This window comes from Polyangium mundeleinium (assembly GCF_028369105.1).
GTDB classification, from domain to species: domain Bacteria; phylum Myxococcota_A; class Polyangia; order Polyangiales; family Polyangiaceae; genus Polyangium; species Polyangium mundeleinium.
In genome coordinates this window covers 3,943,937-3,957,396 of the sequence record NZ_JAQNDO010000001.1, presented here as the reverse complement: position 1 = coordinate 3,957,396, position 13,460 = coordinate 3,943,937, and the positions used below count along the sequence as shown (strand labels likewise).

Below are 13,460 nucleotides of genomic sequence, written 5' to 3'. Positions count from 1 at the left end.
TGCGCACGTGATCACCGCCCGCGCATGGCTTGCATGGATTCCCTCCCTAGATCCCGCCGCTGTTCATCCTGGCGCATATCGTGCGTGCACTTCCTGGACCAAGGCGAGCCATGGGCGAGCGTCGGCGGAACGCAGTGATTGGACTGCCAGGAATCGGCTCTGGGCGGCCGCACGAAGGGCATGGGGCCGCGCGCCTGCTATCCTTAGTTGCAATCGCCTCCATCTCCGCCAGCACCCGCTCACGCACGAGCGCGATCGGCGGCGCCCCGTGCGCGAGCAGCGTGTCGTGGAAATTCCGCAGGGAGAATCGCTTCCCCAGCCGCCTCTTGGCCTCCTCTCGCAATGCGAGGATCTGCAGCTTGCCCAGCGTGTACGCGAAATAGCCCGGGTCGAATGTACCACGCACCGCCTGCTCCCGCGCGGTGGCTGGGTCCTGGAAGCATTCTTTCTCGAATCGCTCCGCCGCCTGCTCGACCGTCATGCCTTTCGCATGGAGGCCCACCGCGACTACGTAGCGGCAATCACGCAGGAGCGCGTCCGCGAGCTGCCCCAGGCGCGCCTCCGGCTCGCTCGCGGCAAACCCCTCGTCGATCATCATCTGCTCGCCGTAGTGCGCCCATCCTTCCCTGAACGAGTAGCTGGTGAACATCTTCTGGACACGTGTCGGCGCTCGATTCTGCCAGAGACCTTGCAGGAAATGGCCCGGCCAAACCTCGTGCGTGGTGATCGAGATCAGCTGGCCTCGCTGGGGCAGGTAAGCCTCCTGCTCGGCCCTGGGCCACGAGGGATCGGGCATCGTGATGTAGAAGAAGGAGGGCCCCCGCGCGGTCTCGAAGGGCCCGGGCGCGTCTTGGAAGGCCGAATTCCACCGCATGAACGGCGGCGTCTCCTTCACCAGGATCGGCTCCTGCGAGGGTATCGTCACGATACCTTTTTCGACCACGAAGGCCCGCGCCGCGTCGACCAGCTTCGTCGCCTCGGCGAGGAGCTCTTCGGCTAGCGGGCGCGTCGGCGTCACCTTGCTGCGCAACGCCTCGTAGGCGCGCCGGTTGGCCTCGAGATCCGCCTCTCCGATGCGCAGAAACTCGTCGAGCGAAAGATGGATCCCCTCTTGTACCTCGAGGAGCTTCCTGAACCCCGCCTCGCCCAGCGCATAATCTTGATCCGCGGACGGCAGGTAATCGACGCGCAGGCGCTCGACCATCGCCTCCGCTTCGCGAGCGAGCTTCTCGTTGGTTTGCGTGACCTCCGCGAGCAGGGCGACATCCGTGAGCTTCTGGAGTTGCTTCGGGACGTCCTCGCGCAGGTAACGCACGTAGCCCTTGTAGATCTTGATCCCCGTCTCGAGGACCGGCCGCGGTACCGGGCGCGAGAGGTTGGCGATGGCATGGGCGACCTGCCCGAGCGCGGCTTTTTCGTGCTCGAGGAGCTTGCGCGCCCGCACCTCGAGCGGCGCATAATCGCGGTCCAGGTAATTGTTCACCGCGAACAGCTCCCCGTAGGTCTGCGGCGCCTTCTGGAAGACGTGCATCTCGTCCACCGCGAAAAGCTCCAGATCGAGCTCCTGCAACAGAAGCGCGCGGTCGAGCGAATCGTCGACCGAGAGGCCCGCGGGCGGCACCGCGGCGAGCTCCTCGCGCGCCTTGCGCGCGCGCGCGATCCGCGCATCGATAGCGGCTTTGCGGAAATCGGGCACCACCCCGTCGAACGCGTGCAGCCCGAGCTGGCGCGCGCTTTGCGGGTGATCGGCGAGCCACGCATCGACAACGCGATCGCGCAGCGCCGGGAAGCTCTCCGGCGCGCGCGCGGGTCCTTTCACCTGCGTGCCGGCGCTGCAGGCTGGCAGCGCGAGACAGAGCGAGAAGAGCGCCACGAACGAGCGCGCCTTCATGGGTGGGAAATTCCTGCTCGCCCTCACCATACAATCCCTCCAATCCAGCGCCGTGACAGAAGCAGCGCTCTCCGACCGGACGAGCAGCAATGCCCAGGCCGCCGAAGTGTGCGCCGCCAGTTTCCGGAGCGCCTCGCGAAGCTGATCGGGGTCATGTCACGGGCTTGCGCGCGACGGCGTGGAGGCGCTAGCGTCGTCGGCGCCGCGTGGCTCATGGATCGGCCGGAGGAGCGACCTGTGGAGAGTTGTCGGATGCGTGCCGGATGGCTCGGTATGGCGGTATTGCTGGCGGCTTCCGGATGCTCTCGTCCCGCCACGCGGCCCCCCGGGGATCCTGCACGCGCTTCCATCCGCGTGCCGAGCGACGTCGAGGGGATTGACGTCGTCGGCGATCGCGCGATCTCGCAATCAGGGTATTCGGCAGAGACCGCGTCGGGTGTTCCGCTGGATTCCCCGTACGCCCGCGAGCGCGAAGCCGACAAAGGCCTGGTCACGGTGATGCCCGGCGAGCAGCGCACGAGGGAATTTTTGGTCCCTCGAGAGCGCATCCTCTCTGCGCTCGAGATTCGATACGACAGGGGCGTTCACGATGAGATCGACTTCCTGCGGCTCACCGGAGGCGACGCGATCGTCGTCCATACGTATACGACGAATGCAGGAATCTTCACCGTCAGCGATGTCTGGCCACTGCCTGCGACCTCGAAGCTATCGTCGCTGCCGCGACCGCTTCACGAGCTCACCCAGCGTGCGCTCGATGCGTGCGGATCGCCGAGCGCAAAGGCTCCGTGATGGCAGGACGACCGGAGATCCCCGTCCCTTCAGGGCTGCGAGCCGAGCGCGCTGGCCATGCGGTGGAGGGTGTCGCCTTCGGGCACGGCTCCCTCGTAACAGCGGCGAGCCCGTCCGACAAGGGACCGGGCACGGCAAAGGCAAACCCTTTTCTTCTCCGCGGGAAACCGCGACAATAGCGAGGTGCGTCGAGGGCTCAGGATGCTCGTCGGGTGGATCGTCGCCGCGGCCGGCTGCGGCGCGCCCGCCCCCGCGCCACCTCCCCACCGAGCAGCCGCTCCCGCTTCTGCTTCCGCTCCCGCTCCCGCTCCCGCTTCCGCCTCCGCTTCCGCCTCCGCTCCCGCACCACCGCCGAAATCCGCGCGGGCCGAAGCAGCCGAGCGTGTCCTCTTCCTGGCGACCCACCTGCGCACGACCGAACTCCGCGAGGCTTGCCCCGAGACGCTCGCCGAGGCACCGCGCATACGCTGCTTGCTCTCGCTGCGCTACGCGGACAACGCGCCCTCGAAACAACTCGCGCTCGACCTCTACGAGGAAACGGGCTCCCTCGCGGGGCTCTTGCCCGAGGAGGAGACCGAGGATGGGCGCGGGCAAAAGGTGCGGCTCCGGCCCGCGCGGCCCGTGGGGCAGAACCGCGACCACCTCGTCTGGATCCTCTCGGCGATGCGCGGGTACGCGCGCTTCTTCGCGGCGCTCGAGGCCCGCACGGGCAAACGCGTGACGATGCGGGATCGCCCGCTCGATTTTCGATTTTTTTACACCGAGAAGGGCGGCGCGCCGAGCGCGTTCGCGGTGAACCAGAACATCGGGTACAACCTGTTCGGCGCGGTGAACGTCTCCGAGGAGGCCGTGCGCGATACGCTCTTCCACGAGATCTTCCACCTGAACGACGCGTGGCACGAGCAGTGGTCGACCCGCGCCCTCGGCGCGCTGCACGAGGGGATCGTGGCCCGCTGCAAGGACAACCGGCGTTGCCTCTTGCCCTACGCGCCGACGGACACGACGATGAACGGCAGGCTCTACGCGTTCCTGCCCCGCGGCGGCGTGCGCGAGTACGCGGCCGAGCTTGCGCTGCGTTTTTTCCGGGAGCAACGGCTCGTGCTGGAGAACAAACCCCTGCCCTCCCCGCCCTTCAAGTGCGGGCCGCCGGAGAACGCCGAGGCGATGCGGCTGCTCGCGGGCGAGTTCTTCGGCGGCGCGGATCTCGTGCCCGCGTGCGACGCCGCGCCCTGAATCAGCCGTCTTTTTCGGCGAAGAGGATCATGCGGTTGTGGGCGAGGCCGATCGGATCGCCGTCCCAGGTGCCGAAGGCCTCGGTCACGTGGAGGCCAACGCTGGCGAGCAGCGCGCGAAGCTCCGTGAAATGGTAGAGGCGCACGGAGAAGCGGGCCTCGCGGGTCCGGCCGTCGCGCACGAGGATGCGGTAATCGACGAGGCGACCCGAGAGCGGGTCGAAGACGTGCCGGTCGATCATGAGATCCGCGCCCTTTTGCAGGATCGTGACGGGCAGGAGCGCGCGCACCATCCAGTCGCGGTTGCGCACGTCGAGGCAGAGCTTGCCCCCGGGCCGGAGCGCGCGCGTGATACGGCGCAGGACGTCGAGGTTCTCGTCGTCGCGGTGCAAGCCGAAGACGTCGAAGAGGCAAAGGACACGGTCGAACGAGGCGTCCTCGTCGAGCGAGCGGAGGTCGGCGACGCGGTAGTCGATGGGGAGGCGGGCCGCCTCGGCTTCGCTGCGGGCGAGCTCGACGAAGCCCTCGGTGCGGTCGATGCCGACGACGTCGAAGCCGCGCCGCGCGAGCTCGAAGGCGTGCCGGCCGTGGCCACAGCCGAGGTCGAGCACGCGCATGCCGGGCATCATGCCGAGGTGCGAGACGAGGACGTCGACCTGATGGTCCGTGCGTTCGGCGCGCAGCGTGTCTTCGTAGAAGTGGAGGTAATCGTCGACGTCGAAGACGGCGTCCCAGTCGAAGACGTAAAACCTCTCGTCGTCCAGGTTCTGGCTCATGATGGTGGGTCCGGGCCGCATGCTAGCCGAGCCGCGCGGGCAGGGAAATGCGCGCGGAAGGCTCGCCTCTCCGGGCCTCTCGTGGTTAGGTGGGCGCGATGAGCGACGAACTCAACCCCTACGCGCCGCCGGAAGCCGGCCCGGGGGAGCGGGCGACGACGAAAAAGAAGAAGAAGCAGAAGCGCCCCGCGTCCGACGCGATCGCCGAGGCCCTCGCGCGGCTGAACCAGCACATCGACGACGCGGCGGCCGTCGCCGTGGACCAGAAGGAGGCCGGCGGCAGGCTGCGTGGCGTGACGATCGTGTTCGTCGTGATCGCCGCGGTCGCGATCGTGAGCATGGTCTTGGCGGTGCAAACGATCCCGTCGCGGGATCCCGCCTTCGCCCTCCTGATCATCTTCCCGATCGTCTTCGGCATCCTCGCGGTGGCGCTCTGCGCCGTGGACCTCACGATCGCGCCGCGGGGGACGCCCGCGCGCCCCGAGGCGACGCTGCGGAGTTTCCTCAAGGCGATGGCGATGGGCCGGCAGGGGTACGCCTGGGCGTGCCTCAGCCCCACGGCGCGCGCGCAGATCGTGGCTCCGCCGAGCCTCGGCGAGATCCCGATCGGCTCGGGGGCCTTCTCGCTCGCCACGCCGACGGGCCTCAAGGACTGGTCATCCACGTTCATCCGCATCGGGCACGGGCAGATCCGCAGCGCGCAGGTGAAGCGCGCCTCAATCGTGCGCGAGGACGGCGACGTGGCCGTGGTCGAGGTGCACGCGATCTTCCAGGCGTGGCCTCAATGGGCGAACATCGTGGCCGCGGTCGCGTTCGTCGTGATCCGCCTCCTCGGCGCGATCCTGTACCTCGTGCTCTTCCTCGCGCTGCGAAAGCGGCACGAGGTCACATTCCAAAAGACGCTTCTTCGCGGCAAGAATGGGCTCTGGTACGTGTACGCGGGGGATCTCTTCGAAGACGACGCCCCGAACTGAGCGCCGAACGAGGAAACGCCGCTCCCGCCCCGGCGCGCCGAGCGGGAGCGGCGCCCCAAACCGTTTACTTGTTGATCTTCTGGCGAACCTCGCCCTTCAGCTCCTCGAACTTCCCTTCGGCCTGCTTTCGCTCGTCGCCCGTGATCGCGCCCGCGGCGCCCTTCATGCGACCGCCGGCCTTCTCGAACGCGCCCTCGACCTGCTGGCCCGCCTTCTCGGCGTCCTGCCGGCCCTGTCCACGCCCCTGATCGGCGATGCCTTGGCGGCGCAGCCGTTCATCGTCGGTCAGGTTGCCGAGGGCCTCCTTGGCCTTGCCACCGAGCTCTTCCGCAGCGCCTTTGATCCGGCTTCCGATTCCCATGGTTTCCCTTCTCGGATCCCAACGGACCCGATTTGCTGGCTCGGGGGGCTGGGACGGCAATCGACGTGCCGGCGCGTCTGGCGCCCATCCTTCACATCCGGCCGAGCCCATCCGCGATGGTTTCCCCCGAACGGCCGAATGGAGTCATCATCCGCCGAATGCACCCCGATCCGCCGGCCGAATCTCCGTACGCCGCGCTGCACGAGGATCTCCGCGAGACGATCGTCCGCTCGTTCGTGGACCGGCAGGCCGGCGCGGCCGGCGCAGAGGACAACCTCATGTTCGGGTTCCGGGATCCCGCGCCGAAGACGGCCTGGGCCGCGCTCGACCACCTCGGGCCGATGGCCGTGAACCTGCTCGTGCGGCTGTTCCACCGCATCGAGGGCATCGATCGCACACGCGCGACCTTCCGGGAAATCCAGTGGATCCGCAACCAATGGTGGGGCGGGAGCGCCGGGATCAAGGTGGTCTACCGCAATCCGGCGGCGATGCGGCGGCGGCTCGACGATCTGCTCATGGGGCCGCACGGCAAACGCGTGGCGCGGGACGCCTACATGGGCGGGCTCGAACACCAGCTCCGCCCCGCGATCAAGCTCCTGCCGCGCGCCTTGTTCCGGGCGGCCCGCGCGGAGCTGCCCGACGCGGATACCTGGCGCGAGGTCGACGTGCCCTTGCAAGAGGGCACGCATTTCTGCGTCGGGAAGGGGGATCTGCGCGGGTTCGAGCAGCCGGAGGGGCGCCCTGCGGCGCTCGACGACATTCACCTCGATTGGACGTCGCCGGTGGAGGGCGTCGACGAGCCCACGGGCCGCTGCAAGTACCTCGAACCCTGGGAAGGGAGCGTGATGCACTGGGTCGAAGCGAAGCTCGGCCACGGCGCGCCGGTGTTCACGTTCGATGTGGCCCGCGAGGCGATCAAACGGGGGAACGAGCTCGCGCGAGCGTCGGCCCGCGGCGCGGGGCGTTCGCGGTTCCAGGACGTCGCCGCGCGCTGGGCCCGCGACGAGATGGCCTTCGCCGTGCGCGGGCGGGTCGGGTACGAGGCGTCGAAGGCGCGGCTCGACGAGATCGAGCGCGCCGTTCGATCGCTCGATCCGCGCGGATCCTCAGTCCGAGGCGCGCCCCCGTAGTGCGCCCACGCCGAGCAGGATCGGCACGAGCGTGAGGAAAATGCCGCCGAGCGCGCCGGGGCGGCTCGCTTCTTTCAAGCCGATGAAGAAGGTGCGCGTGATCTCCGCGTCGGGGACACGCTGCGGGTCTTCGAGGTACGAGCACACGGCGGCGACGTTCGTCCACGTCGCGTGCGCCGTGACGGTCACGAGGGTGAGCCACATCGCGCCCGTGAAGGCGAGGCGGCGGGGCTCGGGGCGGCGCGCGAACCACGCGGCGGCGCCGACGGCGAGGAGGCCGAAGAGGAGCGTGGACCACATCCCCCACCCGCCCTCGACGAAAAACGCCCACAAACTGAAGCCTTTCATGACCCTCGTTCTCCTTCGCTCGGCGCGGACGGGCGAGGCGCCGTCCCCATGCCGCGAAGAACTCCGGGCGGCGGCGAACGTGACAGATTTTTTTTCTGTCACGCCTGGGCTACTTCCGTGTTCGAGGGGACGACATGGACCGAGCCGAGGAAGCAGAGCTCGTCGCACGCCTGCGCAACGGAGACAAGGCCGCGCTGCGGGTCGTGTACACGTCGTTCTCGGACCGGCTCTTCGGCTTCCTCTTGCGGCTGTCGCGCCGGCGGGACGTGGCCGAGGATCTGCACCAGGAGACGTGGGTGTCCGTGGCCCGCCACGCCGAACGGCTCGCCGACGGCACGGATCTCCCGGCCTGGCTCTTCACGATCGCCCGAAACAAATTCCGGTCGTGGCGGCGCTGGGCCGCCCTCGACTTCACGCGGTTCGCGGTCGGCGCGGAGGACGCCGAGCCGGAGGGGCCTTCGGCGCGGCCGGACGCGGGGGACGAGATCGCCGCGCTCGAAAAGGCGCTCGAAGCGCTGCCCATGGCCCACCGCGAGGTGCTTTTGCTGGTGGGGGTCGAGGGGCTCGAACCAAAGCAGGCCGCCGAGGTGCTCGGGATCCAGCCGGAGGCCTTCCGGCAAAGGCTCTCGCGGGCACGCACAGCGCTCGCCGAAAAGCTCGAAGGACCGGCGCGCAAAGACGCCGCCGTGATAGGATGAGGTGCACGATGAACGGCCGTGACGACGATCCGCTCCTCGAAAAACTCCGCGGTTTGCCCGCGCAATCCCCCTCGCCCGCGCGTCGGGTGAAGGCGCTCGACGCAGCCGTCGCGGCGCTCGAAGGCAAACGTCGCCCGGGCTTTCGGTGGCCCGAGCTCGCGCTCGCGTCGGTGCTGGCGCTGGCGGGCGCGCTTTATACCGTCGAATCGTTTGCCCGGATCGGGCACATTTATGGGCGCGGCGTGGTCGCGTCGGCGGGCGGAATGTAGGAATCAGCCTTCCTGGAGGAGCTTCTGCACGAGCGCGCGGCCCTCGGGGGTCCGGTCGCGCTCCGCGTTCGTCCCCTGCCCGGGGGGTGTGGGGGCACAGCCCGGCTCGCCGGGCGGAGCCCCCACCATCAAACATGTCCAGCTCATGTCGACTTCGAGCCGGTAGGAGCCCTCGAAGGCGTGCGGGGGCGCGCCGCCCCATTCCGCGGGGGAGAGCATCGAGAAATAAAGGTCGTCCTCGCTGCGCCGATAGAGGTGATAGACGCGGCCGGGGATCTTGCGGAAGCTGCAGCGCGCGCGGTGCAATCGCGCCGAGATGCGCGCCTCGTCGAGCAGGCGCCGCGCCTCTTCCTGGAGCGCGCGCATCTGGTCGCGGATGACCTCGAGCTTCCCCCCGACGACCATGCCGAGCGCCTGATCGGCTTTTTCGATCTCCTGGGCCATGTCGACCAGGTCGATGCGCGCGGCGAGCCGGCTCGTGGGGTAAGGGACGGCGCGGGTCGTGGCGAGGTCGGCCGAGGGGGTGGCTTTCGGGTCTTGTTCGAGGGCCATGGTGCGAGGTCGGAGGCTCGTCTGCCTCTTCGAGGTGGTACCCTTGTCGGGGGCTCGATGCAACCTGTGCCGTCCGCTTCAGTCGACGAGCTGTCCTCCGGCGTCGACCCACGCCTGGGCATCCGCGCCGATGTACTCGACATCCTTCGCGTCACGCCGCTTCAACGATTTTTTGAGGGTCGTATGCATCAGCGAGCGGCGGCGATTCGTGCGGAGATCGAGCGGAGCGAGGGTCGAGGACGAGGGAGGGCGTACCCCGAGCCGTTGAATTCATGGACGTCCCGGCGACGCGGGCAGGCGGATCTTTCGTCGTGCAGCACCGCTCGGGATTACGCGTCGAGGGGCTCGACCTCGACGCGCTCGTCGCGGAGGGCATGCGCCGGGCGGTCGTCGTTTGCATCGTTACGGATGGCCATTGACCTGGGGCACGCTTGGTGAATAGACTACTTCTCTTTTGACAGAGACCCGATTCACATCAATGGAGGAACGAACGTGGCGATCTCGAACTTCGTGAAGCGCAAATTGGCCATGGCTTTCTACCGCTTCGACCGCAACAAGGATGGCGTCGTCGACGAATCCGACTTCGCCGTCCTCGGGGCAGCAGTGGCAGCGCTCCAGGGCGTGGAGGAGGGGTCGGAGCGGCATAGGAAAATCGTCGCCGCCCACCAGACCTGGTGGGAGGCCTACTTCAAAGGGAGCGACGCCAACGGCGACGGCACGGTAACCCTCGAGGAGTACTTCGCCCGTGTGGGTGCCTGGACGTCAGCCGATCCTGACGCCCTGGCCCACGCCGTGGCCGGCAACGAGCTGGTCTTCGACGCCATCGATGTCAACGACGACGGTGCGCTCAGCGCCGACGAGTTCTCATCCTACCTGCAAGCATACGGTCTGACCGACGCTGACGCTCGCACCGCTTTCGCCCGACTCCACCTCGACGGAGACGGCACCATGTCTCGCTCCGCGTTCGCCAAGAATATCAGCGAGTACTACATCTCCGAGTCGCGCGGCCCCAGCGAATGGTTCTTCGGGGGCCACTGACCCACCCCGCACCGCTCGGGATTACGCGTCGAGGGACTCGACCTCGACGCGCTCGCCGAGCTGCTTCGGAGGCTGTCGTGATTGACTCGACGCGGCAGGTCAGGGTCTACGCATATCGAGAGCCTGTCGACATGCGCAAATCGTTCGATACGCTCACGGCGCGATGGGTTGGCAGACCCGGCACGACGCTCGACGCGAGGAGGGCCTGGGCTCCGTCGACAGGCCGTCCGCTACCAGGTGACAGGCTGCCCGCCGGAGGTCTCTGGCCCACTTCCGGAACGCCTCGCTCTTCTCCACCCCCCCGGTCGGGCGTCCAGAACTTGTCGACGTAATACACGCGCCCCTCCCGCAATCGGTCCCCTTTGAAGGAGCAGCAACTGAACTCGACCACGGGCGAAGGGTCGCTCTCCAGCGTCCAATACCCTTGTGTCTTCACGTAGTCCATCACGATCGCGTCCAGGTCCTCGGGCCGTGCGAGGTACAGGCCGTACCATTGCTCCCCGTTCTCGTAGAAGTTGAGCGAGTCCACGATGCGCGGCGATGCAGATGGCGATTTCCAGAGGAGGATGGCCAAGTCCGTCCGCTCCCGAAGCCGCTGCTCGAGGTCCGCCGTGTCCTTCGGCGTCATGTAGATGGTTGACTGGTGCCCCATGGGTCTCCTCACTTGTTGGTCGGATGGAACATGGGCCGTTGGCCTATCTACACCTCGATTGCGTTATCCACCTCGATCTCCACATCGGGAAGACGGCTTGACAGATCGTCAGCGAGGCTCTCTCGCGTGATGTCCTTGCAAAGGACTTCGAACACGGGTTCGGTGAGTTCGACGCCGTTCCGCTCCAGAGTCCAACATGCCCAGCGTACAAGGACTTGGTCGCCAGAACTCGTGGTCTCCCACCGTGGTTCATCTGCCACGCTCACGCGTACCTTGCCGTCGAACGGCGCGCACGCGCTGATCGCCTCGCGAATTCTTCGAACGAGCGGCAATGTATCATCAGGTACATCTCTCATGATCTCTCATTGCTTGTTCGGGTGTCCACTCTGTGCCGAGCTCTTTGGGGCCTTTCGAACGATTGCACGTATGGCATGCTGCATCAAGATTCGAATCGGTCGTTTGCCCACCTTTGACGAACGCCTTCCTGTGGTCAATCTCGGCGGAATTCGGCTTGCCAGCCTGCCGATCGAGAGGTGTGTCGCAGTGGGTACATCGTTCGACTCCATCCGGACCCTTGGCTCGCGCAAGCGCAGCCTCCCGCTGCTCCTTGGTTGGTGTTCGTACGCGAGGTGAAGTGCTAGCCGCTGTCGCCGGCTGCGCACCCCCGGCCGCGTTACAACCTCGCCGGCTCAGCCGGCCGGACCCTCGCGGGCGCTCTCCGCGACGACGGGCTCCGTGCGGGTCCGCTTGACGAGGACCCTCGTGCAGGTACGTCCGCCCGTCCCGCCGCGCCTCCGCGCCTGCCCCGGCTCCGTGCACCGCTCGGGCGATCTCGCGATCGGCCGAGGCAGCAGCTTCGGCCGCTCGGCCTTCTTCGCCTCGGTCTTCTTGGTCGCCTCGTCCTGCTTGCCCTCGACCTTCGCCGCGACCACGCGGGGCTTCGGCGGCGCCGGGCATTCGAGCCGATGGTACGGAATCGGTAAGAGTCTCGCGCTCTCGCGAGGGGCTCCAATATCGAATACATAGACGGGGCTGCCTTCGCGTCTCGCGAGGTCCACCTCCCGCGCCCCGAAAGAGGGCAAGCCATCGGAGGTGAGCGCCCAGGAGCGCTGGTTCTCCGGCACGTTCGGCGGGCGCACGCAGACGTGAATGACGTTCGGCGCCTCGAAGATCCGGGCCATGGCGGCGTCTCGCGAGGAGGCGCACCCAGACAAAACGAGCGACAGCGCGACGAGCGCGGCGATGAACCAATGGATCAATGGATTGCGATGACGACGTGGCGCACCGCCGATCCGGCCGATCGGACGCGTCGAGGGAAGCCAGGCCATGGAAGGACCCTCCGTTCCCGCAGGCCACACCGAGTCACCCCCGTGGCGTGATGCGCGGGCCAGCGTTGTTCCTGACGATCCTTGTGCACGGCGAGGGCGGAGCCGCGCAAGAGAATCCGCAGGCTGATGGGACACGCAATGTCCGCGCGCGACGGGTCGATGATTCTCGACCTCCGGGGTGGCTACGTCGACAACGCCTCCCGCATCGTATTCGACCACCGACCCGCGCGCCTCCGACCTTCACGATCTGTGTCGACGGAGCCCCCGGCCCTTGCCGACAAGCCCGGCGAGCATGTCGACAAGGACCCCAGCCGTTGCCGACAAGCCCGGCGAGCATGTCGACAAGGACCCCAGCCGTTGCCGACAAGCCCGGCGAGCATGTCGACAAGGACCCCAGCCGTTGCCGACAAGCCCGGCGAGCATGTCGACAAGGACCCCAGCCGTTGCCGACGAGCCCGGCGAGCATGTCGACGAAGCCCCCAGCCGTTGCCGACAAGCCCGGCGAGCATGTCGACGAAGCCCCCAGCCGTTGCCGACAAGCCCGGCGAGCCTATCGACGAAGCCCCCGGCCGTTGCCGACAACCACAGCGAGCCTGTCGACGAAGCCCCCAGCCGTTGCCGACGGTCCTGACCCGCCCCATCCCGCCCGACGTCCAGGGCCGATGCGTCTTGGCCCCGGAGCCACCACAGCCGCAGGTTCGCGCGACGGATCGTCGTTAGGACACGTTCGTCCCCATGAGGGGACTCGAGCGCCAACCCGTTCGCTTCCCATGAAGTTACGTGGCGTTGTGCATGGCCAGGATGCCGCCGTGCCGGTGGATGCTCTCCAGGTTGAGCACGGCGTAGTGGCGCCTCAGGTCGAACAGGTTCTTGCGTAGACCAAGATAGCGGGCGCGAGGCCCTTGCTTATGGGAGAGATGAGCGAGTCGATGTTCGACGTGGACTCGCTGCCGGAGCGCTTCGCGTCCCTTCGATTTGCTCTTGCGCCCATGGCGCATCTGCAGATCCTCGATCGACGGCGCTCTCATGTCTTGCCGGAAGACATGAGGTGTCTTCCGGCAAGACACAAAACGTCTCGCCGGAAGACATGGGCTCTCCGGCATGCCCCCTGCGACCGAGCGGTCCCCCGCCGTCCTTGGATCGATCCTGCACCCAGCTCGAAGGATAGGCGCTGGTCCGGGTCTTGTTCGATGAACGTCGACTGGAAGGGGCAGCCGGAGAAAGGGCGTCTCGCGGATGACGGATCGGCCCCATTTGCAACTTCCCGGGCGCATGCCGCCCTTTGGGCCCGTCCCGGGGCGGATCCGCGGGCCGCTCTTCTGGCGGTACTCGTTCAGGGGAAAGTCACGGCCGCAGCCGCGGCTATGGCTGCGGGAGCACGCTCCGGCCGACGATCGCGGAGGGAGCGCGCACGCCCCGGGG

General features: G+C 67.6%; 17 protein-coding genes and 1 pseudogene. 8 read left to right on the top strand and 10 right to left on the bottom strand.

The window, feature by feature from the left end:
• Positions 1-46: 46 nt before the first annotated feature.
• Entirely contained in the window at positions 47-1,891 is a 1,845-nt protein-coding gene (locus POL67_RS15880; protein WP_271918202.1) for a DUF885 domain-containing protein, read from the bottom strand.
• Positions 1,892-2,245: 354 nt separating this feature from the next.
• Here POL67_RS15880 and POL67_RS15875 point away from each other — a divergent pair, with 354 nt between their 5' ends.
• Together POL67_RS15875 and POL67_RS15870 are read left to right on the top strand one after the other, a co-directional pair.
• Positions 2,246-2,680, top strand: a complete 435-nt coding sequence (locus tag POL67_RS15875; protein ID WP_271918201.1) for a hypothetical protein — start codon at positions 2,246-2,248, stop codon at positions 2,678-2,680.
• A gap of 201 nt (positions 2,681-2,881) precedes the next feature.
• The gene (locus tag POL67_RS15870) at positions 2,882-3,913 is read left to right on the top strand and encodes a hypothetical protein (protein ID WP_271918200.1); all 1,032 of its coding nucleotides are present in this window, start codon (positions 2,882-2,884) and stop codon (positions 3,911-3,913) included.
• A gap of 1 nt (position 3,914) precedes the next feature.
• On the opposite strand, the gene POL67_RS15865 is transcribed toward POL67_RS15870, so the two are convergent.
• Positions 3,915-4,688 carry a class I SAM-dependent methyltransferase gene (locus POL67_RS15865; protein WP_271918199.1) on the bottom strand — a complete coding sequence of 258 codons (774 nt, stop codon included), beginning with the start codon at positions 4,686-4,688 and terminating at the stop codon, positions 3,915-3,917.
• Between the two features lie 98 nt (positions 4,689-4,786).
• Here POL67_RS15865 and POL67_RS15860 point away from each other — a divergent pair, with 98 nt between their 5' ends.
• Positions 4,787-5,662 (top strand): hypothetical protein, encoded by an 876-nt coding sequence (locus POL67_RS15860; RefSeq protein ID WP_271918198.1) that lies wholly within the window; start codon positions 4,787-4,789, stop codon positions 5,660-5,662.
• A gap of 64 nt (positions 5,663-5,726) precedes the next feature.
• Here the strand turns inward: POL67_RS15860 and POL67_RS15855 are convergent, their stop codons facing one another.
• On the bottom strand, positions 5,727-6,023 hold the full coding sequence (locus POL67_RS15855; RefSeq protein ID WP_271918197.1) for a CsbD family protein: 297 nt from the start codon (positions 6,021-6,023) through the stop codon (positions 5,727-5,729).
• Between the two features lie 158 nt (positions 6,024-6,181).
• Here POL67_RS15855 and POL67_RS15850 point away from each other — a divergent pair, with 158 nt between their 5' ends.
• The gene (locus POL67_RS15850) at positions 6,182-7,153 is read left to right on the top strand and encodes a hypothetical protein (protein ID WP_271918196.1); all 972 of its coding nucleotides are present in this window, start codon (positions 6,182-6,184) and stop codon (positions 7,151-7,153) included.
• On the opposite strand, the gene POL67_RS15845 is transcribed toward POL67_RS15850, so the two are convergent.
• The gene (locus POL67_RS15845; RefSeq protein WP_271918195.1) at positions 7,130-7,501 is read right to left on the bottom strand and encodes a hypothetical protein; all 372 of its coding nucleotides are present in this window, start codon (positions 7,499-7,501) and stop codon (positions 7,130-7,132) included. The two genes, POL67_RS15850 and POL67_RS15845, sit on opposite strands and share 24 nt — an antisense overlap.
• A 134-nt stretch (positions 7,502-7,635) precedes the next feature.
• Between POL67_RS15845 and POL67_RS15840 the strand changes: the two genes are divergently transcribed.
• Together POL67_RS15840 and POL67_RS15835 are read left to right on the top strand one after the other, a co-directional pair.
• Positions 7,636-8,199: an RNA polymerase sigma factor gene (locus POL67_RS15840; RefSeq protein ID WP_271918194.1), complete on the top strand. Its 564-nt coding sequence runs from the start codon at positions 7,636-7,638 to the stop codon at positions 8,197-8,199.
• Positions 8,200-8,207: 8 nt separating this feature from the next.
• Positions 8,208-8,468 carry a hypothetical protein gene (locus POL67_RS15835; RefSeq protein ID WP_271918193.1) on the top strand — a complete coding sequence of 87 codons (261 nt, stop codon included), beginning with the start codon at positions 8,208-8,210 and terminating at the stop codon, positions 8,466-8,468.
• A gap of 3 nt (positions 8,469-8,471) precedes the next feature.
• Here POL67_RS15835 and POL67_RS15830 read toward each other — a convergent pair whose 3' ends face one another.
• Positions 8,472-9,020 carry a DUF2452 domain-containing protein gene (locus tag POL67_RS15830; protein ID WP_271918192.1) on the bottom strand — a complete coding sequence of 183 codons (549 nt, stop codon included), beginning with the start codon at positions 9,018-9,020 and terminating at the stop codon, positions 8,472-8,474.
• 272 nt (positions 9,021-9,292) lie between these two features.
• Between POL67_RS15830 and POL67_RS15825 the strand changes: the two genes are divergently transcribed.
• Together POL67_RS15825 and POL67_RS15820 are read left to right on the top strand one after the other, a co-directional pair.
• Positions 9,293-9,439, top strand: a complete 147-nt coding sequence (locus tag POL67_RS15825) for a hypothetical protein (RefSeq protein ID WP_271918191.1) — start codon at positions 9,293-9,295, stop codon at positions 9,437-9,439.
• Between the two features lie 73 nt (positions 9,440-9,512).
• Positions 9,513-10,058, top strand: coding sequence for an EF-hand domain-containing protein (locus tag POL67_RS15820; protein WP_271918190.1), 546 nt, complete (start codon positions 9,513-9,515; stop codon positions 10,056-10,058).
• A gap of 106 nt (positions 10,059-10,164) precedes the next feature.
• On the opposite strand, the gene POL67_RS15815 is transcribed toward POL67_RS15820, so the two are convergent.
• The 5 genes and pseudogenes from POL67_RS15815 to POL67_RS15800 all read right to left on the bottom strand — a co-directional run.
• The gene (locus POL67_RS15815; protein WP_271918189.1) at positions 10,165-10,710 is read right to left on the bottom strand and encodes a hypothetical protein; all 546 of its coding nucleotides are present in this window, start codon (positions 10,708-10,710) and stop codon (positions 10,165-10,167) included.
• A 47-nt stretch (positions 10,711-10,757) separates the two neighbouring features.
• Positions 10,758-11,066: a hypothetical protein gene (locus POL67_RS15810; RefSeq protein ID WP_271918188.1), complete on the bottom strand. Its 309-nt coding sequence runs from the start codon at positions 11,064-11,066 to the stop codon at positions 10,758-10,760.
• Positions 11,050-11,403 carry an HNH endonuclease gene (locus POL67_RS54220; RefSeq protein WP_373372409.1) on the bottom strand — a complete coding sequence of 118 codons (354 nt, stop codon included), beginning with the start codon at positions 11,401-11,403 and terminating at the stop codon, positions 11,050-11,052. Before POL67_RS54220 ends, POL67_RS15810 begins: the two co-directional genes overlap by 17 nt.
• Positions 11,400-12,038 (bottom strand): hypothetical protein, encoded by a 639-nt coding sequence (locus POL67_RS15805; protein ID WP_271918187.1) that lies wholly within the window; start codon positions 12,036-12,038, stop codon positions 11,400-11,402. Before POL67_RS15805 ends, POL67_RS54220 begins: the two co-directional genes overlap by 4 nt.
• Before the next feature lie 776 nt (positions 12,039-12,814).
• Positions 12,815-13,006, bottom strand: a pseudogene (locus POL67_RS15800) (IS1182-like element ISStau7 family transposase); the annotation flags it as partial.
• Positions 13,007-13,460: the final 454 nt, after the last annotated feature.

Coding starts and splice junctions, on each gene's coding strand:
- POL67_RS15835 (WP_271918193.1), top strand. CDS start 8,208: ATGAACGGCCGTGACGACGATCCGCTCCTCGAAAAACTCCGCGGTTTG.
- POL67_RS15850 (WP_271918196.1), top strand. CDS start 6,182: ATGCACCCCGATCCGCCGGCCGAATCTCCGTACGCCGCGCTGCACGAG.
- POL67_RS15825 (WP_271918191.1), top strand. CDS start 9,293: ATGGACGTCCCGGCGACGCGGGCAGGCGGATCTTTCGTCGTGCAGCAC.
- POL67_RS15880 (WP_271918202.1), bottom strand. CDS start 1,891: ATGAAGGCGCGCTCGTTCGTGGCGCTCTTCTCGCTCTGTCTCGCGCTG.
- POL67_RS15810 (WP_271918188.1), bottom strand. CDS start 11,066: ATGAGAGATGTACCTGATGATACATTGCCGCTCGTTCGAAGAATTCGC.
- POL67_RS15865 (WP_271918199.1), bottom strand. CDS start 4,688: ATGAGCCAGAACCTGGACGACGAGAGGTTTTACGTCTTCGACTGGGAC.
- POL67_RS15815 (WP_271918189.1), bottom strand. CDS start 10,710: ATGGGGCACCAGTCAACCATCTACATGACGCCGAAGGACACGGCGGAC.
- POL67_RS15805 (WP_271918187.1), bottom strand. CDS start 12,038: ATGGCCTGGCTTCCCTCGACGCGTCCGATCGGCCGGATCGGCGGTGCG.
- POL67_RS15840 (WP_271918194.1), top strand. CDS start 7,636: ATGGACCGAGCCGAGGAAGCAGAGCTCGTCGCACGCCTGCGCAACGGA.
- POL67_RS15860 (WP_271918198.1), top strand. CDS start 4,787: ATGAGCGACGAACTCAACCCCTACGCGCCGCCGGAAGCCGGCCCGGGG.
- POL67_RS15845 (WP_271918195.1), bottom strand. CDS start 7,501: ATGAAAGGCTTCAGTTTGTGGGCGTTTTTCGTCGAGGGCGGGTGGGGG.
- POL67_RS15830 (WP_271918192.1), bottom strand. CDS start 9,020: ATGGCCCTCGAACAAGACCCGAAAGCCACCCCCTCGGCCGACCTCGCC.
- POL67_RS15855 (WP_271918197.1), bottom strand. CDS start 6,023: ATGGGAATCGGAAGCCGGATCAAAGGCGCTGCGGAAGAGCTCGGTGGC.
- POL67_RS15870 (WP_271918200.1), top strand. CDS start 2,882: ATGCTCGTCGGGTGGATCGTCGCCGCGGCCGGCTGCGGCGCGCCCGCC.